Origin of the sequence: Bradyrhizobium sp. STM 3557, assembly GCF_045571465.1 — a bacterium.
GTDB lineage: Bacteria > Pseudomonadota > Alphaproteobacteria > Rhizobiales > Xanthobacteraceae > Bradyrhizobium.
In genome coordinates this window covers 5091438-5111483 of record NZ_CP120697.1, presented here as the reverse complement: position 1 = coordinate 5111483, position 20046 = coordinate 5091438, and the positions used below count along the sequence as shown (strand labels likewise).

Annotated in this window: 12 protein-coding genes and 3 pseudogenes; 7 read left to right on the top strand and 8 right to left on the bottom strand. The window is 60.1% G+C overall.

The features are described 5' to 3' along the window. Window positions 1-46: 46 nt before the first annotated feature. Window positions 47-1121 (top strand): annotated as a pseudogene (locus P6U24_RS23470) (HoxN/HupN/NixA family nickel/cobalt transporter). A 204-nt stretch (window positions 1122-1325) separates the two neighbouring features. Here the strand turns inward: P6U24_RS23470 and P6U24_RS23465 are convergent. From P6U24_RS23465 to P6U24_RS23445, 5 genes are all read right to left on the bottom strand, one after another. Then, window positions 1326-3623, bottom strand: a complete 2298-nt coding sequence (locus P6U24_RS23465; RefSeq protein ID WP_407154863.1) for an FdhF/YdeP family oxidoreductase — start codon at window positions 3621-3623, stop codon at window positions 1326-1328. Between the two features lie 311 nt (window positions 3624-3934). After that, window positions 3935-4387, bottom strand: a complete 453-nt coding sequence (locus P6U24_RS23460) for a hypothetical protein (protein WP_407154862.1) — start codon at window positions 4385-4387, stop codon at window positions 3935-3937. Between the two features lie 70 nt (window positions 4388-4457). Next, window positions 4458-5132 (bottom strand): YoaK family protein, encoded by a 675-nt coding sequence (locus P6U24_RS23455; protein ID WP_407160561.1) that lies wholly within the window; start codon window positions 5130-5132, stop codon window positions 4458-4460. Window positions 5133-5145: 13 nt separating this feature from the next. Beyond that, window positions 5146-5976: a formate dehydrogenase accessory sulfurtransferase FdhD gene (gene fdhD / locus P6U24_RS23450; RefSeq protein WP_407154861.1), complete on the bottom strand. Its 831-nt coding sequence runs from the start codon at window positions 5974-5976 to the stop codon at window positions 5146-5148. A 2-nt stretch (window positions 5977-5978) separates the two neighbouring features. Further along, window positions 5979-6578, bottom strand: coding sequence for an HdeD family acid-resistance protein (locus P6U24_RS23445; protein ID WP_407154860.1), 600 nt, complete (start codon window positions 6576-6578; stop codon window positions 5979-5981). Between the two features lie 193 nt (window positions 6579-6771). On the opposite strand from P6U24_RS23445, the pseudogene P6U24_RS23440 reads away from it, so the two are divergent. Next, window positions 6772-7636: pseudogene (locus tag P6U24_RS23440) on the top strand (alpha/beta fold hydrolase). Between the two features lie 835 nt (window positions 7637-8471). On the opposite strand, the gene P6U24_RS23435 reads toward P6U24_RS23440, so the two are convergent. Next, entirely contained in the window at window positions 8472-8957 is a 486-nt protein-coding gene (locus tag P6U24_RS23435) for a DUF992 domain-containing protein (protein WP_407154859.1), read from the bottom strand. Window positions 8958-9727: 770 nt separating this feature from the next. Between P6U24_RS23435 and P6U24_RS23430 the strand changes: the two genes are divergently transcribed. The 4 genes from P6U24_RS23430 to P6U24_RS23415 all read left to right on the top strand — a co-directional run bounded on the left by P6U24_RS23430 (window position 9728) and on the right by P6U24_RS23415 (window position 15665). After that, complete coding sequence (locus tag P6U24_RS23430) at window positions 9728-10987, top strand: cupin domain-containing protein (RefSeq protein ID WP_407154858.1); 1260 nt, start codon at window positions 9728-9730, stop codon at window positions 10985-10987. A gap of 1254 nt (window positions 10988-12241) precedes the next feature. Beyond that, on the top strand, window positions 12242-13081 hold the full coding sequence (locus P6U24_RS23425; protein ID WP_407154857.1) for a S1/P1 nuclease: 840 nt from the start codon (window positions 12242-12244) through the stop codon (window positions 13079-13081). Between the two features lie 19 nt (window positions 13082-13100). Then, entirely contained in the window at window positions 13101-13895 is a 795-nt protein-coding gene (locus P6U24_RS23420) for a hypothetical protein (protein ID WP_407154856.1), read from the top strand. 27 nt (window positions 13896-13922) lie between these two features. Beyond that, window positions 13923-15665 carry a phospholipase D-like domain-containing protein gene (locus P6U24_RS23415; RefSeq protein WP_407154855.1) on the top strand — a complete coding sequence of 581 codons (1743 nt, stop codon included), beginning with the start codon at window positions 13923-13925 and terminating at the stop codon, window positions 15663-15665. Between the two features lie 527 nt (window positions 15666-16192). On the opposite strand, the gene P6U24_RS23410 is transcribed toward P6U24_RS23415, so the two are convergent. After that, window positions 16193-16444, bottom strand: a complete 252-nt coding sequence (locus P6U24_RS23410) for a conjugal transfer protein TraD (RefSeq protein ID WP_407154854.1) — start codon at window positions 16442-16444, stop codon at window positions 16193-16195. Between the two features lies 1 nt (window position 16445). After that, complete coding sequence (locus tag P6U24_RS23405) at window positions 16446-16772, bottom strand: conjugal transfer protein TraD (RefSeq protein ID WP_407154853.1); 327 nt, start codon at window positions 16770-16772, stop codon at window positions 16446-16448. Between the two features lie 171 nt (window positions 16773-16943). Between P6U24_RS23405 and traA the strand changes: the two are divergent. Further along, window positions 16944-19960: pseudogene (gene traA / locus P6U24_RS23400) on the top strand (Ti-type conjugative transfer relaxase TraA). Window positions 19961-20046: the final 86 nt, after the last annotated feature.

Genomic DNA, 20046 nt, shown 5'->3' with positions numbered 1-20046 from the left:
GCGTCATTAGCTCCGAAACCGTTTCAAATCGAACAGATCAAGAGATATGCCTCGTCATCGGCGGCTACGCGTTTCGCGCATTATCAACGTGTTCAATGATGGGCCTTCAGATACTCGTCTCAAAGTGCTGGTGCTGTATGGGTTGGTAATCGCCGCCAATATGGCCTCGTGGACCTGGGCGCTGATCGCGTTTCGCTCCTTTTCCGGTCCTGCTCGGAACTGCCTTGTTGGCCTATACCTTCGGCCTTCGCCATGCCGTTGACGCCGATCACATTGCTGCCATCGACAATGTGACGCGGAAATTGATGCAGGCTGGAAAACGGCCGATCTCGACGGGCCTCTTCTTTTCGCTCGGGCATTCGACTGTCGTGATCGTTGCGTCTGTCGCGCTCGCGTTGGCTGTGACCTCGCTGCAAGCCAGGTTCTCGCATTTCAGGGAGATCGGCGTAGTTGTCGGCACCGGCGTCTCCGCGCTGTTCCTGATTGCGATTGCCGTCGCCAATAGTTTCATCGCCATCGCCCTGTGGCGGATGTTCGACGCCGCGAGGCGGGGAGAGCGTGTGCTCGACGAGGAGTTGAACCTGCTGTTGTCACAGCGCGGCTTTCTTGGTCGGCTGCTGCGATCGTTGTTCTTTGTAATATCGAGCAGTTGGCACATGTATCCGCTCGGCATTCTGTTCGGGCTGGGTTTCGACACGGCCACCGAGATCGGCCTGTTGGGCATCTCAGCCGGGCAGGGCTCGCAAGGGCTACCGCTCTCCTCGATCCTCGTTTTCCCGGCCCTGTTCACGGCCGGCATGTCTGTGGTGGACACTACCGACGGCATCTTGATGGTCGGTGCGTACGGCTGGGCTTTCTCGAAACAAATCCGAAAGCTCTACTACAATCTGACGATCACACTGGTGTCGGTGATAGTTGCATTAGTCATTGGTGGAATAGAGGTCCTCGGCCTCATCAAGGACGAGCTCGATCTCGAAGGCGGCATCTGGATATTCATCGGCATAGCCAACGAGAATTTTGGGGTCCTCGGCTATGTCATCGTCGCGATTTTCGTCGGCTGTTGGCTGTTGTCGGCAGCGTTGTATTGGCTCAACCGGCTGGATGAAGTCAGGAGTATGTAAGTTGTGCTGATTGTAGCGGCGCCTTGAGTGGCCCATCAGCGAGGGCTAATCGCAGTTCTCATTCATGTCCGCTTCAGAGGGGGCAGGGCGGACCAGGTTTGCTCGCCCTGAGCTTTTCGGCTTTCAGCACAGGAGATCCGAGCGAGATCCGCGGTGCTTATAAGAACCGCGGCTCAAGGGGCAGACGCCCGATTCCCGATTTGACTATTCCGCCGCTTCCACAATCGTTGAGCGAACCAGGCGAATCGGAACGCCCTTGTAGGATGGTGTGAAGCTCATCGGATCATGGGCGTATAGCGGCACCAGTGGATTTGTCTCGGGGTAGTAAGCCGCACAACAGCCAGTCGGGAAGGAATAGCGAACTACGCGGAAGTTCCGGACTATACGCTCGGCGCCGTCGGTCGATTCGGTGATTAAATCGACCCGGTCTCCCTCCTGCAATCCGCGCTTCCTCATCTCGTATTCGTTGAGAAACACTACGTCACGCTGACCAAATACGCCGCGATAGCGATCGGATAGAGAATAGAGCGTCGTGTTGTACTGATCATGGCTCCTTATGGTGCTGAGCCAGAGATATTCCGGATCGCTTTGCGGTGGATCCTCGCCGCAACCCTCGAAAACGATGAAATTGGCCTTGCCGGACGGCGTTGCCCAGATGCGCTCGCGAGCGGTTGACGTCAGATGGAAGCCTCCTGGCACACGAATGCGGGCGTTGTAGCCCTGGAAGATGGGAAAGACGGCTTCGATCGCATCGCGGATGAGATCGTAATCGGCCACGAACTCGTCCCACTTCACGACCGTGCGGCCACCCAATGTCGCCTTCGCCACCCCCGCGATAATCGCAACCTCGCTCTTCAGGTGCTCCGAGGCAGGCTTGTTACGGCCGCCCGAGGCGTGCACCATCGACATTGAATCCTCGACCGTGATTGACTGCGGCCCGGTAGCCTGGATGTCGATTTCTGTTCGGCCCAGACATGGCAAGATCAGCGCCGCGCGTCCGTGCACGAGGTGGCTGCGGTTGAGCTTGGTGGAAACGTGTACGGTGAGATCCAGATTTTGCAACGCAGCCCGCGTTGCCTGCCAATCGGGGATGGCAGCCGCAAAATTGCCTCCCATAGCGAAAAATACCTTGACCTCGCCTCGGATCATTGCCTCAAGCGCGGTGACAACGTTGTGCCCGGGGGCCGTCGGCGGCTTGAAACCAAATCGACGCTCCAGCCGTCCAAGAAATTCGGCTGTGGGGACCTCCGTGATGCCGACCGTGCGATCGCCCTGTACGTTCGAATGGCCGCGGACCGGACAGACGCCCGCACCTTCGCGTCCCACGTTGCCGCGCAGCAGCGCGAGATTGGCGATCTGCTGGACATTATTCGCGCCGCGATAATGTTGCGTGATGCCCATGCCGTAGACGAGGATCGCGCGCTCCGCCTTCATGTAGGCGTTCGCGGCATATTCGAGGTTTTCACGGGTCAAGCCTGATTGGCGCTCGATATCGGGCCATTGAGTGCGCTTTAAATCCGCAATCAGCGCTTCGATGCCGACGGTATGGCCTAGGATGAAGTCCCAGTCCAGAATCTCCGGTTGCTTGCTAGCGCGTGCCGCTTCATCCGCTTCCACCAGGATCTTCATGATGCCCTTGAGCGCGGCGACATCCCCTCCGATACGCACCTGGAAAAGCTTTGAGCTGATCGTAGTCGACGACAACGTGATCATCTCGATCGGGGCTTGCGGTGCCTGGAAGCGCTCAAGCGCGCGCTCGCGAAACGGATTGAAGGAGATGATCGATGCACCCCGGCGAGACGCATTTCGTAAGCTCGTCATCATCCTCGGGCTGTTGGTGCCTGGGTTCTGGCCGAAGATGAAGATGCAGTCGGCCTTATCGAAGTCCTCCAAAAGAACCGTGCCTTTGCCGACGCCGATCGATTGGGGCAGACCGACACTGGTTGCCTCATGGCACATGTTCGAACAATCGGGGAAATTGTTGGTCCCGACTTCGCGCACGAAGAGCTGGTAGAGGAAGGCGGCTTCATTCGAGGTCCGCCCCGACGTGTAGAAGTCCGCCATGTTCGGATCGGGCAAGGCTCGAAGATGTCCGCCGATTGTCTGGAAGGCGTCCTCCCAACTTACCGGCAAGTACCGGTCGCTGGTTGCGTCATAGGCCATCGGATGGGTAAGGCGTCCGGCCATCTCGAGATCGTAGTCGCTCCAGCCAGACAGCTCGCTTACGGTGTGCTCGGCAAAGAAGTCGGGCGTGCAGCGTTTGGCTGTGGCTTCCCAGGCAATCGCCTTTCCGCCATTCTCGCAGAACTCGAACGATGAAGTGTGCTTCGGATCCGGCCATGCACAGCCCGGGCAGTCGAAACCATGGGGCTGGTTCATGCGGCTCAGGGTCACAGCGCCCTTCACAGGCACCTCTTGCACAAGTAGCGCCCTGCTGAGTGCCTTGAGTGCTCCCCAACCGCCGGCCGGCTCATTGTAGGGGTGAACCGATTTCCTGGCCATCTGCCTATCTCTAATTTGACGTCCTTGCGCGAGTTAACGGCCGTTTCGGCTGGATCGTCTTTTCAAATCGGTCTCGGCGTTTCTCAAATGCACAGGTTCGTCCAAAGCGGGGTAGCGGCCAAGAGCAGACCATCTTCATGTTGTTAAGGCCTTCTTTGATGCAGAGCTTTGATCCATTCGCGCGGTCATAGTTGAGGCCCAACAGTAAGGCTCCCGATAAGGAAGACGCAGGGCTTATATCCCTCCTGCTCACTTCCGCAGCGACTCCGCCGCCGCGCGCGCAAGGCCCTCGATCCAGTCCTGGTGGACATTTAGCATCGGATTTGGCTTGGCGAGCGCAAGGCCCTTTGCTGGATTTCCAATCTGCGACTCCTGTGTGAGTATTCGCGACGTTCGCCCGGCAGATCCTCGATCAACCATGCGTGATAAGTGTCGATGCGCGCGGTGGCATGACCTTCTGTCCAGCCATGCCAGGCCAAGCGGGCCGGCTTACCGGCCGCGGGCGGCTCGTACTCCATCACTTCAGCCTCCACCGGAAGGCCAAACGTGACAAACCGGAAGTGCGCCCCTTTACACAGTTGGGGGCCCGGACCGTCCAGAAACGCGATCTCCGATGTATTCTTATAGTAGCTCGGCCGGGCAGTGGTATCATTGAGCTGCGGCCACACTTGCTCTGCACGCAGACCCTTCAAGACCATTTCGTTCGAGACGAAGTTGTCGGTCGTACCCGGCAAATATTGTTCGGGCCAAATGATGTCGCTCATCCTAGTGAATCTCCGCCTTTGCGATTTGGAAACTTCCTGTGAGCAGCCCGCGATCCGAGTGGGAGGCCGGTTAGACTGTTCGTGTGCGGCGCCGATAGCAAAACGATAAGGCACACGTCGAAAGTCCCACTGGCACCAAAAGAGCGCCGCCAGGCCAATGCGTCGCCATAACGCCCCCGGCTGCGGCACCTAGCAAGAACATCCCGCAAATTATGAGCAATGTCCTTGCGCCACGGACGGGCTCGGAATTGGCGGGTAGTGCAATCTGATCGAACGCGCGCAACAGATTGCCAGTCACCGTCACCGAGAGATACTTCCACCGATCTACTTGCCTGAAGCTTGTCGCTCGTAATGCCACAGCAAACGAAATCCCCACGATGGCGAGCTCGGGATATGAGCGAAGCCAAAGCGTAATCAATCCCAGTAATAGGATCTCGGCCCAGAGGCAAAGAAGCGGAGCTCGAGCTTTGGTGGCCGCAACTGCGCCGGCGAGAAAGCTAAGGATTGGGGGCACATGATGAAAAGCCTCGCCCCATTTTGCCAGCGCGAGATACATTCCGACAAACACGACATTTCCAGTTTGCGAGTTTGCGAACACGCCGCCGAGCGATAACCAGGTAAATGCATCGAGAAAGCCTCCGGACATGGTCAGGAGACAGGCGACGAAAAGCGATTGCTTCGGGTCATAGGTCTCGGGCCGTCTTTCCGCCCTGAAGGTCAGCGAATTTGTATCCGTGAGCGTCATCGCCACCACGCGGTCAGGAGGCGGCGCGATGGAGCGCTTCGCTGGACAGGAGCACGCGATGTGCATGAGTGAAGACGCTAAATCCATCGCTGCGTGCGACTGCGATTAGCGTAATCCCGGCCTCGTCGGCGGTTCGAATCGCAAGTGTTGTCGGCGCCGAAACGGCAATCACCATAGGTGTGCCAATTGCCGCTGCCTTTTGCACCATCTCTACCGATACACGGCTGGTCAGTAAGATCGCACCCCCAGTGGCCGACAGACCGCCGGCTGTGATCGCTCCAACGAGCTTGTCGAGGGCATTATGCCGGCCAACGTCTTCCCGGATGAGGGAAATGCCAGACGCAGGGTGCCAAAGCGCCGCCGCGTGTACTGATCGAGTCTGTTGGTGCAAGACCTGCAGCGGTGCAAGCGCCCGCATCGCCTCGAGCAGGTCGTTTGCGCGGAACATGGCACCACTTGCCACCTGCGCCGGCTTCCGCCTCGCTTGCTCAAGGCTCTCTATCCCGCAGAGCCCACAACCCACGGGTCCACTCATCGAGCGGCGCCGCGCAGCGAGAGCAGCTGCGGGGTCGCCACTGAGCCATATCTGAATCTCGATGCCCAGACCGCTCGGAACGACGTCGACGCTCAAAATATCGCTGACACGATCAACGAGCCCCTCGGTGAGCGTGAAGCCCAGGCCGAAGTCGCCGAGATCGGCTGGCGTCGCCATCATGACTGCATGAGTGGATCCATTGTAACTGAGCGCAACCGCCGTCTCTTCGGCAATCAGGCGGGATGCCGTGACGGCGCGACCGCCTCGCCAATTGATCTCATCGTGGGTCGCAATGGTCGAGCTCCGCATGGCTATGCCGTTGCGGTCTTGCCTTGATGCCGGGAGGCCCGCGCCTTGAGCCCCAGTCCAAACGCGATCAAGCTCCAACCCTGGAAGATCAGATCGACAACCAGCATGGCGCCAAGGAACCAGAGACCGATGCCGGGCCATGCGGCGATCACGAGCCCTCCGACGCAGACTGTGAGAGCACCAGCAGCGACAATCCAGGCCCAGCCGGCAGCCGGGCGCATGTGAAAGCCAGCCCAGACTCGCATCAGGCCAGCGGCGACCAGGAAGACGCCTGCGGTCAGAGATAACGTGATTGAAGCCAGAACGGGGTCATAAAGGATGATGCAACCGGCAGCGGCATAGACAATCCCGCCAAGGAGCCAAAATAGAAACCCTCGTAGGCCGCGCGCTGAAAAGCCGTGAACAATCTGGATCAGTCCGGCGACAAACATCATGGCCCCTATCACCAACGCGGATGCCAGGCTGGCGGCCATCAAGTTAGTTGATGCAATTCCGCCCAGAACGAGTTCGGCAATGCCAAGTGCAATAAACCAGCCCCATTTATTCGTAAGCGCATGGATAGCCGTGCCGAGCGTTGGCCTTTCGTTTGCTGCATCTGTCATGATCAGTCCTCATCACGGTTGCGTTAGTGACCGAAGCATCGATCGTCCGCAGCATCAAAGCAGATCGCGCGTGATGGTCTTTCAAGGAACTCCAAGGCCTTTTCGACTTGCACGATCGCGGCTTTGTATTGCGCGCCTGCGGCACACGGCCGTGCATTCGAGCAAGAGAGACGCCGATCCGAAGATACGCCCGATGACCGGGAATATTAGGTTCCCGACGTCAACCACGGCGACCGAGGTAGCCTATGAGCGCGATCACGACCAAGACGGCACTCGGATCTACTACAAGGACTGGGGTACTGGACAGCCGGTTGTTTTCAGCCATGGTTGGCCGCTCTCCTCCGACGCATTTGAGGATTAGATGTTCTATCTCGCGTCGCGAGGCTATCGCTGCATCGCCCACGATCGGCGGGGCCATGGCCGCTCGAGTCAGCCTTGGACCGCCAACGACATGGATACCTACGCAGATGATCTGGCCGAACTCGTTCAGCAGCTCGTGCTAAAGGATGCCGTGCACGTCGGCCAATCCACTGGCGGGAGTGAAGTTTCGCGGTATATCGCCCGCCATGGTACCGAGCGCGTGGCCAAGGTTGTATTGATTGCCTCGGTCCCGCCTTTGATGCTCCAGACGCCTGGCAACCCAGGTGGACTGCCGATCTCTGTCTTCGATGCACTTCGCTCGAGCGTCGTTGCCGACCAGTCGCAGTTTTGGAAGGAGCTGAGCATCCCGTTCTACAGCTACAACCGTCCTGTCGCGAAAGTGTCGGAAGGCGTGCGCGAGGCGTTTTGGTTCCAAGGCATGATAGCAGGTTTTCCCGCCGCCTACTTCTGCATCAAGGCATTCTCTGAGACGGACCAGACCGAAGATCTAAAGAAGATCGACGTGCCGACGTTGATCATCCAGGGCGACGATGACCAAATTGTTCCGCTCGCCGACTCGGGTGTCCTTCAGGCAAAGCTCGTCAGCGGCGCCATCCTACGAGGGAGCTCCGCACGGCCTCTGCACGACTCACAAGGACCGCGTCAACGATGATCTGCTGACGTTCTTGAGGTCCTAAAAGCTCAGGACGCAACCTGACGCCTCAAGTCGCGATTTGTCTGTAATGGCCGGCTCGACAGCTCGGGCCTAGTCGCTTCGAGAGGAGCGGCGACGCTAGCTGCTCATCATGTTGCAATGAGCTGATAGAGAGCGGTCGCATCCGACTCCATCACTGGGACAAATGTCGCAATATCTTCCGCACGCTCGCAAGCTGCCGCTGGCATACGCTGCTGTTGCCCGACTCGTCGGCGAGCCGGGCGCGGTTGAGCGCATCGAGTGCAACCTGGAGCTCCGTTCCGCTGGTGCCTTCGGTCCGCGCCAGCGAGCCGGGCGTTGGCTGATGGCCGCGCAATGCGAGGAGGCTTTCGGGCTTCCAGCCATCTGCGCCGGCATTTGCTTCGATCGCGGCATCAACCCGAGCTTGAGCCTTCGCGATTGATTGTGAGCAGGGTCCAGCAGACGCCGAAAAGCCCGCAAACAGAACAGGCAAGGCGCAGGCGAGACACTTTACTAAGTTGCGCATCTGACCTCCTTGGTGGGCGTCTCAAAACGGCTTGTGAGAACGGGACAGATTTGTACCTGTTTGAAGTATGAAACTGATGAAAGGCGCGGTATTTCGGGTCCGCTCACCTCGTTGCCAGAATGCACGTTGCCTTCAGGGGCGCGGCGGCTCCCGTATCGGTTCCGGCGGTCTGGCTCGAGTGCGACACCACTCCGCCCCGTATCCGGACGTCAGTGCCTGCGCGAAGAAGTGCTCGGGCCACTGCGATCATCGCGCGATCGGGCATTTGCCCTAACCTGGCCCCGAGAAATGCCGACGGATCTTACGAGAGACGTCGGCCCTGCGCACTGGTTTATCTCGCTGGCCGGAGCGTAAGGCTCTCAAGGCCGGCAGCTACGCTCAAGCCGACCGCGTCCTCCACACTTATCGGCTGCAGGGCGATGGAGTTTCTCGAACCGCCAACCAGAACGTTGCCGCCGATGCCGATCCCGAGCACGGCGCTCCCGTCGACACCAGCATAGTTCCCGGAGAGGTCGCGCGGCCCAAGCCGGGTCGTCGGCGCAAAGACGTTCCAGGCGAGCCTGGTGTTCTCTGTAATGCCCAGATCCAGGCCAATCCTGTTTATTACGGCGACATAGTGACCGTCTGGTCTCCCGGCGACCCGTAGCACGCACGCAAGATTATTCGTCGATCCTATGATGAATCCGATGCTGGCTCCGCCCCGGCATTCAAGCAGACCGACCTGCACGCGTGGGCTCGGTTGCTGCGCCGCCGTCGCTCCGAACAATGAAACGAGCGCCGTCGTCATGGTCGTGGCAAGGATGGTCAAAAGGCGCATGAGAAATTCCTGAAAGTGCATTGGGAGGCGACATAACCAATGGGCTCGAGTCATCATTGTCCATTGGTCCTGCGAGTACTTGATTAGCCATACGCTGCCGGAGCAAGGTTAGTGCCGACAGACGAGCGGATCGCATTTGGCTCATACGCGCGTGTGGTCCACGGCCGAGTTGCGTATGCGCCGACGCGCGCCGCCCTGACGCTGTTCGAGTAACACGTGGCAACACTTGCAGGGCCAGCGCAATGGAGCCAGCTGAAGAAGCTTCATCGAGTGCATCAACCGTCCTATCGAGGAGGCAAGACCGGCATTGCGAATGCAGTAGACAATAGAACAGCGTGTGTATTCCTCATCTGCACGCCGTTTTGCGGAATGCAAAGCAAGCTGAATCCGATCGCGCCTTTACTCGTGCACGTAGCCATATCACTAGACCGCAACCGAGACCGGCGCGACCGAGCGGCGGCACACTGTGCCGTCCCGTGTGGGGCTGCGCCAGAAGTCGGCACATTGCTCCGAACGGTGGTTGGCTGCCCCGGGTTGTTTTACCACGGCCAACGGCACTAAGCCCGAAGCTCCAGATCTTATGCTCCCTGCAGGACTTCCAGGGACCTGACTCAACACGATAGTATGTTGCTGCTGCTAGCTCTGCCTGCGCCAGGCCGATCCACCAGCCGTCTTCGTGCAAACAATAAAAGAAGCGTCAGATACGAAATACCCGTTCGGTTTGAGAAAGTATCGTCGCACCCATCGGTGAGATAAAGGAGCCCGCAGATATGTCTCTTCTTAGTCGGCGCACGATCCTATCGTCTGGTGTTGCGGGTGGCATTCTCACTGCGACCGCAGCGGTCGCATCAGAAGCCAAGTTCGGTAATCCAGATCAGCCGGCCGAGGGAGCGGTCAACGTTACAAACCCAAAGGCACTGAACGATCCGGGGCCTCAGGACCAGGGTCTTGCCGGTAACGAGCCCACGTTTCTGAATCCGCCGGCAACCGATGTAAACGGCATGCCGCAGTTTTGGACGTCCTTCAATCTTGCTCCAAAGCGAATTCAGAACGGCGGATGGGCGCGGCAGATCACCCAGGACGACTTCAAGATTTCGACGACAATCGCAGGCGTGAACATGCGGCTCGGGCCGGGTGGTGTTCGGGAGCTTCATTGGCACCAGCAGGCGGAATGGGCGGTCATGACCCACGGAAATTGCCGAGTGACGGTGCTGGACGAGAGCGGACGTCCGCAGGTCGCCGACGTTCGCGAGGGAGATCTCTGGTACTTCCCGGCAGGCTTCCCTCATTCGTTGCAAGGTTTGGAGCCGGATGGCTGCGAGTTTGTCATTGCGTTTGATAACGGCGACTCATCCGAGTTCAACACCTTGTTGGTCACCGATTGGCTGGCGCATACTCCACCACAGGTCGTTGCAAAGAACTTCGGACAGCCCGTCGAGGCGTTCAAGAACCTTCCCGTGCACAACAAGTGGATTTACCAGAGCAACATTGCCGCGCCGCCGCTTGCATCGGTGGAAGCGCAGATGGCCTCAAGTGCGGGCAAGCCGCCCAATTCGTTCGTCTTCAGGCTCGGGGATGTTCAGCCAGCCAGAGACACGAAGAGCGGTACGGTGCGGATTGCTGACAGCAGCAACTTCGTTGCGTCCAAGACCATCGCGGCGACGGTGGTGACAATCAAACCGGGCGGACTGCGGGACATGCACTGGCACCCGAATGCGGACGAATGGAGCTATTGGATCAAGGGCAGCGGGCGCATGACCGTTTTCAACACTGGGCCGGCGGCGATCACCGCCGACTTCCACCCCGGTGACATTGGTTACGTCAAGAAAGGGCTTGGCCACTATGTTGAGAACACTGGATCAACCGATCTTGTGTACATGGAGGTCTTCCGAGCCGACCGCTTTCAGGAGGTGTCGCTCTCCGATTGGCTCACCCACAGTCCGCTCGACATGGTCGCTGAGACGCTGAATCTCGATCCATCGATCATCAAACAGTTTCCAAAGGACCGGCCGGACATCGTCCCGGCTTAGTCGCAGCGGATCTCCGCGCCTCTGGGGTTGGCCGGAGGGCCTGTTAGGGTAGATAGGTGCTGGTGCGAGTGCAATTCTGGTCACCGGGACGTGCTGCGCGGTCGCTGCGTCGTGTGCCCAAGCCGATCGACTGCGGTGAGGTGTGCCTCACTCAGCTCATCGATATGCGGTCCGCTGCACACATTGAGATAGAGGTCAGGAAAATAGAGGCTCAAAATCTTGGCCTTGAAGGTCTGCGAGATCGCGATGCTGTCAATGACCTCGAATTGGCGTGACCGGCCTGCCTTGATCAACTCGAGAAGAGTCTGCTTTACCGTGGCGAAGGCCTGATCTTTCGTGTTGTATCGCTTGTGAAACCGGTACTTTATTGTCGGATCGGATTTTATCTTGCCGAAATAGATGCCAAACTTGATCGCGGTCGCACCCAGGATATTGGCCCACGGTTTGGTTTTGGCTTCGACAAAGGTGCAGAAAGAGGCGTTTGCTTACCCATGACGTAATCGTCGAGGGTCAGATTCCTCAGGCGGTTCAGAGGAAAGGCCCGCAGGAATGCGCCCGGCTCTGAGCCGCAATATCTTCGTACGAAGTGTCAAAGCGCGCCGAAAATGCCTTGAGCTTGTCATCGTAAGTCGCCGCCATCAGGCAATCTCATCAATCGAATGAAAGGTGAGTCATATGCTATTCAAGGTTGCTTCTGCAAACAGTCCATCAAACTGACTGCACAGGTAATAGCGTCCCCGCGCCGGGCGCGGTCGGGCTGTCGTAAACGGAGCCGCAGGCGTCTCCGCCTTTCGGGCTCCCATCCCTGACGCAAGGGTCACTGGAGCGCCTTGCCAGGGCCGGCGCAAGACACAATAATCTGGCGATTGCTCGAGCGCGGCCGCCATTTCGGCCAGGGTTAGTTAGGGGATTGGTCATAGTCGTGGTCACTTCGAACCGAACCCGCTCCTGCGCCTCAATCTTCAGTCTTTAGTTCTAGGATTCTGATCGTTTTGCCCGCCGTCAATATCGATCGGATCGCCAGCTACGCTCCCGCAAGAACAAAATCAGCACCCCCCGCAAAATCAGCATCCCCCGATCGTCGGCTGGCGCACACCCTATGGACCAGGTGGTCCCCCTGCTATTTATCTTCTTATCCCCGTACCCGGTCTGACCGACCCAGAAAAAATCTTGCGTTCGTTCGCCGATAGCCAGTTGCAAACGCGCTAAGCTCAGACTTATGGTAGATGCACTGAAAGGTTGTGGGAGAGGGCTATGAGAGCTCTATGGCTCGCGTGGCTGCTGGTTGTAGGGTTCGTCTCGCACGCCTGGGCTTGGGGGCAGGAAGGTCACGCCATTGTGGCGGAGATCGCCCAGCGACGGCTCGATCCCGCCACGCTTGGCAAGGTCGAGGCCCTGCTTGCGCTTGAATTACCAGCTCTTGATCATCCCACGATAGGCCTTGCGTCGATTGCCAGTTGGGCGGACGACTACCGGGCCGACCATAAGGATACGGGCGAGTGGCATTTCGTGGACATACCCGATGATCGCTCCACCTACGATCCGGATGCCGACTGCAAGGATGGCAAATGCGTCGTCGCGGCCATCGCACGATTCAGGGGCATTCTGTCGGACTGTTCGAAGTCTCCCGCCGAGCGCCTCCAGGCCCTAAAATTCATTGTTCATTTCGTCGGCGATATTCACCAGCCTCTGCACGCTTCGGACCGGTGGGATTCCTACACCGGGAAGAACGACCAAGGCGGAAATCTCATACCTGTCACATTCTTTGGCCAGTCGACCAATTTGCATGCCCTTTGGGACACCGGGCTCATCATGCACACCGTCTACGACTGGGGCGCCTACGCGGTTCGGATTGAGACGACCTGGTTTCCCGGCCGCGATCTGACGGGCCTCAAAGGAGGCTCTCCCGCCGACTGGGCAGGCGACGCGCACAGGTTGGCACACGAAATTGCTTATGACATTCCTGATGATGGAGTTTTAGGCGTGAAATACTTTTCGAAAGCATCGCCCGTGGTCGATCGCCAATTGGCGCTCGCCGGCATACGGCTCGCGCTGTTGCTCAAGGACACGCTGTCGGCCGCTGCCTGCCAGTAACAACGGTTCGGGTGCCACCATGAAGGCGCGGACACCATGGCCGGTCCTAACTGGCTTGCTCTTTGTCATCGCAACCCAACCGGTATCGGCGGGGATATCGTCCTGCTCTAAGGATGGGTTCTGTTACTGCATCCACGAGACCCTGGCCGATCGAATCACTCAAAGGGTCGCCGAGATACGCACTCTGATCGCTGCGCAGCGAGCCCAGGGTAAGGCGATCGGCTATCTCAGCATTCCGCTTTCGACGCTCGGCGGCGGGTACTTTGCCGTCAATGCCCTGGTCGCGGTCGAAACCAAGGATCACATCGAGCAGCAGCTCGGTCCGCGCGATGTCTGGATTCTCAACCCGGGTGCTACCGACTTTGTGCTGCCGGCGGATGCCGACGGAGCGGATTACATGTGGATGTGGACCCAGGTCCTCGAAGGGACCGACGGTCTCGGGGCCTTCGACTTTGTCTATTTCACCGGCCCATCCGATTTCGCGCGGCACTTTGGACTCGACGGGCGCGCGGACCTCGAGAAGCTCGATACGGCCTATGACAACCTGGTCAAGACCAAGCCCGAGATGGCGAGCAAAGTCGATAAGCGGGCGTTCCGCGACTACTACGGGCTCCGCGCCTCTGTCTCCTTCAGCGTGGGCTCTCATGACGAATGGAACATCGTCCGCGCCATTAATGCCAAGCGGCGCGACGGAGACAAGGTATCCGGTATAGCGAAACAGATGGGTGTCTTCTTTGACGGCAAGCCCGCGGCACCCGGGTTGTTTGAGGCCTCGATCGACGCCGGCAATTCCCGCGACTGCAACAAGAATTGACGCGAATAATTTAGGGGAGGGATTTCCATGACCACAAAGCAAGCTGCAGCCAGTGCGATCAAGAAAGTCAAGGCCAACAAAGCCAAAGCCAACAAAGCGGACTCTGGCGATGCAAAGGTCGTCGTCAAGGCTTACGCCTCACCGACCCTTGCCCTGCTCGCCTATGACTGGCCCGCGGGAGACGACCATGAGGATTTCCTGGGCTTTGCCATCGAGCGAACGCCGGGCTTCGATGGCCAGGCGAAGAGCTGGCTGCCGAATCGCATCGGCTTCCAAGGTCCCAAGGCGGACCACAGCGATTTTCCGAGCAACGAGGCGCCGATCCAGAAGTTCTACTGGTGGGACGCCCGGATCGACACCAAGGATCGCGGCCACGCCTTCAACTATCGGATTGTCCCCGTCACCGGAAAACCCGGTGCGCTGAACCTGCTCGACGCGCAGGCGACAGCAATCGATGTGCAAGTGCCACTGACTGAGGAACAAGGTATTACGACGCACTTCAACCGTGCAGTCGTGAGTTCACAAGCGTTCTCGAAGCAGTTTCCGGATGTCAAGACCGCGGCCCAGCAGAAAGCCGCCCGCGCGTGGCTCGGCAACGGCATGGAGCAGGCCGTTCCGCAGTTTCTGGGCCGTGGCGCCGGCAAGGACATTGAGGGAGCGATCTATCATCTAACGGACCAGACCTGGATCATTCCCGCCCTCAAGAACTATGGGGGGCCGATCTCGCTTGCCTACAACCACACCAGCAAGGATCACGCCTCCGACGATGCGATCCAACAGCTCGAGGATTCCGGCCGCCAAGCCGACCTGTTTGCGGCCCGTACGCACGCTAGCATCATGCATAACAAGTTTCTGGTGCGGGTCGGCGCCGCCGACCACGCCGAGGCGGTGCTCGCCGGCTCAGCGAATTTCACGAGCGAAGGACTGTCGGCGCAGGCCAACGTCCTGCATGCTTTCGAATCTCCCGCACTGGCAAAGCTGTATCTTGACCGAAAACGTCTGCTCGATGGCGATTCGGGCCTTTCCGAAACGCAAAAGGATCAGGAAGGTTGGTCAGATGACGTCGTGGTCGGCGATGCGACCATCCGCGTATTCTTCCCACCTGAGGGCAATAAGACGCGGGTTTCGATCGACACGATCATCGACGCCATCAAGTCCGCCAAGCACTCCGTCCTGCTGTGCGCGTTCGATCCGACCGACATGGACCTTCTGAACGCCATCTTTGAGGCTTCCGATGAGGGCAAGATGATGCTGGCGCTCGTCAATCGCGTGCCGTCAAAGGAGCCGTCGGGCGATCCGTCGCGCGGCGACGTCGCCGCCAAGATCGCGATCCTGGATCGGGCGCAGAAGAGCGATGAAATCGTCGGATTCGGCGCGTTTAGCGCCAAGGACACGCCGACCGATTTCATGCCGGAGCGCGTCCTCTGGCCTGGCGAAGATCCCAAGATCATGGTCCGCGTCCACCACAAATTCGTGGTCATCGATGCCGAGGGTGACAACCCCGTTGTGTTCACCGGTTCGGCGAATTTCAGCGGCAATTCGCTGCATCACAACGACGAAAACCTGCTGGAGATCACAAGATGTCCGCGCATCGCCGGCATGTACATGGCGGAGTTTCTGCGCCTGTACGAACATTATCGAGCCCGTGTCAAATCCGAGGATATTAAGACATTCAAGCTTACGCCGGACTACGCCTGGAGCCGCAAGTATTTCAAAGACGGCTGGCCGGAGACCAAGGCACGCATGGCAATGGCGGGTACTGGCACATAGACGGTTCTCCAGAACTCCAAGCAAATCTGCGATCCGGTAGGGAGGTGTCGAATGCTGTTGAATGTGACATTCGACCCGCCACGACTGGAAGTCGCTGGCTATTCAACCATCCACGCCGGCGCATCGCTTGAGCCCTGGCGCAGTCGGATTCCGCTTGGCGACGCAAATCGCAAATATGCTGGCAGCGACAAACCCAAAAATTCCTCAGCGCTAACCTAAACTTGAAAGTCGGCGGCATTGCAAAAGTGCGGCGTAGAGGTGCGTTCGGCCACAAATGTCTGCTCAGGATCATTTTCGACGGACTCTGCGAGAGCTGTCGGAAGGTTGATGTCCGATTCTGTCGCCGCCTCGGCGGACTCGGTTGTCCGGTACAATGCGCGTGCAACTGCGGCGCCCTCCTACGCCCGGGCGGAGCGGACCAGCGCGCCGCTGTAGTGTTGCGAGTTCGCGCGAAACGTAAAGCGCCATTGCGGGTGGTGATCCAGGTCGGGTCGGCGTACCAGCGGGCAGAGCGACGTGCCGTCCCGTCACTTAGCTCGCGATAAGCCGCCCCGGGGGGCAGTGTCCATGTCGAATGCCTGCTTTCCCTTTGCGGCCCAGAGCGCGCGGGCCTGTTCGCGCTGATCGCCCCTTAGTTTCTCGGCGATCCAGATCAGCGCGCCGAAGATCGTGGTGCGGTCGTTGCCCGTCAAGTCCACGATATCGGCTTTGACGACGAGGCCGCCGAGTTCGATGAGATGCCGTGTGCGCTTGCGGCGTTCGACCTGCCACGTGCGCATATCATGTCGTGCCCTTGCGGACTGAAGCCGGTTGCGCGCCGCTCGGTTGCGCAGGAGCGCCGTCCATGTTGCGGTCAGTTGCTGGCGCATTTCGCCGCGCCCGGCTTTGAAAGAACGCGGCGCCGCGCCTGCCCCATGCCTCCCTCTTTCCGGCTTCTTTTGTCTCGGCCAGTACGATCAGTGCTCCCGCTAGTTCATCGGCACTTAGCGCGTCGGCTCCGGTAGCGATCACCAGTTCGCCAAGCTGCTGCACTTTGCGGCTCTTGAGGTCACGTGCCTTGTCTCCCAGTGCTTTCAGTTCGGCATCAAAGTCCCGCGGCTTGCGCATCGTCGTCTCCATCGGTATTCTTCGAAAAATGATAATCGAGCGCCCGGCACAATGCTGTAAGGTCGTCAGGACAAGCTGAGACGGGATAGTCCCTCCCGAGATTTTTTCGAGGGAGGGCGCGCTTATACGTCGTGCCGACGTGCGCTTCGCCGTGTAGATGGTCCGGTCGCGATGGCGATCTATCATCTTCACGTCAAGGTCATTGGTCGAAAGGCCGGGAGCAGTGCGGTGGCATCGGCCGCCTACCGCTCAGCCTCGCGGCTGCGCGACGAGCGCTTGGACCGCAGCCACGATTTTTCTGGCAAGCGCGGCGTCGTCCATTCCGAGGTGATGCTGCCGGATAATGCACCGGAGCGATGGAGCGATCGCGAGCGGCTCTGGAACGATGTCGAGGCGTTCGAAGTCCGCAAGGACGCCCAGCTGGGGCCCGCGAGGTGGAGTTCGCCATTCCACGCGAGATGAGTGAGGCCCAGGGCATCGAACTCGCTCGCGACTTCGTTCGGGGTGAGTTCGTAGGTCTGGGCATGATCGCCGATCTCAATGTGCATTGGGACGTGACCGAGGACGGCATGTCCAAACCGCATGCCCATGTCATGCTCACCATGCGCGCGGTGGACAAGAACGGCTTTGGCCAAAAGGTGCGGGATTGGAACCGCACGGAGATGGTAGAGCGCTGGCGCGAACGCTGGGCGGAGATCGCCAACGAGCGGCTGGCGGAGCTCGACATCGACGCGCGGATCGACCATCGCAGTCTGGAAGCGCAGGGTATCGCACTGGAGCCGCAAAGCCAGATCGGCGCACCCGCCAAACGCATTGAGGGCCGCGGCATCAGGGACGAAGGCATCGAGGCCGATCGCGCCGAGATGCACCGCGAGATCGCGCGCAGCAATGGCGCGCAGATCATCGCCGATCCCTCCATTGGGCTCGACGCTATCACCCGGCAACAATCCACCTTCACACAGCGCGACATGGCGAAGTTTGCGCACCGGCACAGCGAGGGGATCGCCCAGTTCAACGAGGTCATGAGTGCGATGCGTCGCGCGCCTGGCCTGGTCGAGCTCGGCAAGGACGGACGCGGCGAGGATCGCTTCACCACCCGCGAAATGATCGAGGCCGAACAGCGCCTGCACCGCGCGGCCGAACTGATGGCGGAACGGGAACGCCATGGGACCCGGGACGCGGACCGCGAGGCCGCTTTGGCACGTGCGGAAGCCCGCGGCCTTGTCCTTTCCGGCGAGCAAGCCGAGGCGCTGGCGCATATCACCGAGGGGCGCGATCTCGGCATTGTCGTCGGCCATGCCGGCACCGGCAAGAGCGCGATGCTGGGCGTGGCCCGGGAGGCCTGGCAAGCGGCGAGCTATGAGGTCCGCGGCGTGGCGCTGTCCGGTATCGCGGCGGAAAACCTCGAAAGCGGATCGGGCATTGCCTCGCGTACCATTGCCAGCCTGGAGCATGGCTGGGAACAAGGACGCGACCTGCTCACGTCGCGCGATGTGCTGGTGATCGACGAGGCGGGCATGGTGGGCACGCGCCAGCTCGAGCGCGTGCTGTCCCATGCGGCGGAGGCTGGCGCCAAGGTCGTGCTGGTCGGCGATCCGCAGCAACTGCAAGCCGTCGAGGCCGGTGCGGCGTTCCGGTCGATCCATGAGCGACACGGCGGCGCGGAAATCGGCGAAGTGCGCCGTCAGCGGGAGGACTGGCAGCGTCACGCCACGCGCGATCTGGCCAGTCGCCGAACCGGCAACGCGCTCGAAGCCTATCGTTCCCACGGGATGGTGCATGAGGCCCAGACCCGCGAGCAGGCGCGCCGCGATCTGATCGATCGCTGGGACCGCGACCGGCAGGCGTCGCCGGATCGCTGCCGGATCATCCTCACCCACACCAACGACGAAGTCCGCGCACTCAATGAGGCAGCGCGAATGAGGATGCAGGCCGCCGGCGATCTGGGGGAAAACGTCCGCCTGACCGTCGAGCGCGGCGCGAGAAACTTTGCCAGCGGTGATCGCGTCATGTTCCTGCAGAACGAGCGCGGGCTTGGCGTCAAGAACGGCACGCTCGGGGTCGTCAAGCAGGTCAGTGCACAATCCATGACCGTGCAGACCGACGATGGCCGATTCGTTTGGTTCGACCTGAAAGACTACAACAAGATCGACCACGGCTATGCCGCGACGATCCACAAGGCGCAGGGCATGACGGTGGACCACACCCATGTGCTGGCGACGCCCGGGATGGACGCCCATGGTAGCTATGTGGCCCTGTCCCGACACCGCGACGGCGTGGACCTGCATTATGGCCGCGATGACTTTGCGGGTCGGGACCGGCTTGTCCGCGCCCTGTCGCGCGACCGGTCCAAGGACATGGCCTCGGACTACGACCGTGCCGATCCGGTACAGAACTATGCCGAGCGGCGTGGGATCACCTTCCGCGAGCGCGTGGCAGAGATCGTGCGCAGCGTCGTACCTGAGAAGGTACGTAACATGTTCGACGGCCTTCGCTCTCCGTCAGATATGCCCGACCCCGATGGTGGACGGAGGCGGCCAGAGCGGGAAACGCCGGAAAGGGAACGGAGCGGCACGGAAGCCCTTCGGCGCGAAACAGAAGCGCCGGAAAGGAGGCTGGCGGAAGAGGCGGAAAAGGAATTGCGTCGCCTGCGTACCCGCGCGCTCGTGCGTCATGCCCGCGCCGTGGATGCGATCTTCGAGGCGCAAGAGATGGGCGGCGAGGCCAGTCCCGAGCAGGTGAAAGAACTGCAGAAGGCCCGCCGGGTCTTCGAGGAGGTGCGGCCTTACGGCTCGCGCGATGCCGAAGCCGCCTACAAGAAGAACCCGGAGCTTGCCCGCGAGGCGGCTGGCGGTCGGGTCAACCGCGCCATCCGCGCGCTCCAGCTCGAGACCGAACTGCGCATCGCCCCTCACCGCCGCGCTGACCGCTTCGTGGAGGACTGGCGGAGGCTCGACCAGGCCAGCCTGCGCCAGTATCAGGCGGGCGATTTCTCCGGCTACAGGGCCACGCGCGCGGCGATGGGCGACATGGCAAGAAGCCTCGAACGCGATCCGCAACTGGAATCGCTCCTCGACAATCGCAAGCGGGAGCTCGGCATCAGCTTCGAGTCAGGCCGCCGGCTCGGCCTCGAACTCGCCTTCGTCCACGGCATCGACCTTGGTCGGGGGCGCGGCATCGGACTGTAGACTCATCCTATTTTCCGCCGTCTCTACGCCACCGTACGACGCCGTGAAAAACGCTCTTGCGCGCGCAACTGCTTGCTCTGTGTAGA

Coding starts and splice junctions, on each gene's coding strand:
- P6U24_RS23455 (WP_407160561.1), bottom strand. CDS start 5,132: ATGACGCTCACGGATACAAATTCGCTGACCTTCAGGGCGGAAAGACGG.
- fdhD (WP_407154861.1), bottom strand. CDS start 5,976: ATGCGGAGCTCGACCATTGCGACCCACGATGAGATCAATTGGCGAGGC.
- P6U24_RS23435 (WP_407154859.1), bottom strand. CDS start 8,957: ATGCGCCTTTTGACCATCCTTGCCACGACCATGACGACGGCGCTCGTT.
- P6U24_RS23405 (WP_407154853.1), bottom strand. CDS start 16,772: ATGCGCAAGCCGCGGGACTTTGATGCCGAACTGAAAGCACTGGGAGAC.
- P6U24_RS23465 (WP_407154863.1), bottom strand. CDS start 3,623: ATGGCCAGGAAATCGGTTCACCCCTACAATGAGCCGGCCGGCGGTTGG.
- P6U24_RS23460 (WP_407154862.1), bottom strand. CDS start 4,387: ATGAGCGACATCATTTGGCCCGAACAATATTTGCCGGGTACGACCGAC.
- P6U24_RS23415 (WP_407154855.1), top strand. CDS start 13,923: ATGACCACAAAGCAAGCTGCAGCCAGTGCGATCAAGAAAGTCAAGGCC.
- P6U24_RS23445 (WP_407154860.1), bottom strand. CDS start 6,578: ATGACAGATGCAGCAAACGAAAGGCCAACGCTCGGCACGGCTATCCAT.
- P6U24_RS23425 (WP_407154857.1), top strand. CDS start 12,242: ATGAGAGCTCTATGGCTCGCGTGGCTGCTGGTTGTAGGGTTCGTCTCG.
- P6U24_RS23430 (WP_407154858.1), top strand. CDS start 9,728: ATGTCTCTTCTTAGTCGGCGCACGATCCTATCGTCTGGTGTTGCGGGT.
- P6U24_RS23410 (WP_407154854.1), bottom strand. CDS start 16,444: ATGCGCACGTGGCAGGTCGAACGCCGCAAGCGCACACGGCATCTCATC.
- P6U24_RS23420 (WP_407154856.1), top strand. CDS start 13,101: ATGAAGGCGCGGACACCATGGCCGGTCCTAACTGGCTTGCTCTTTGTC.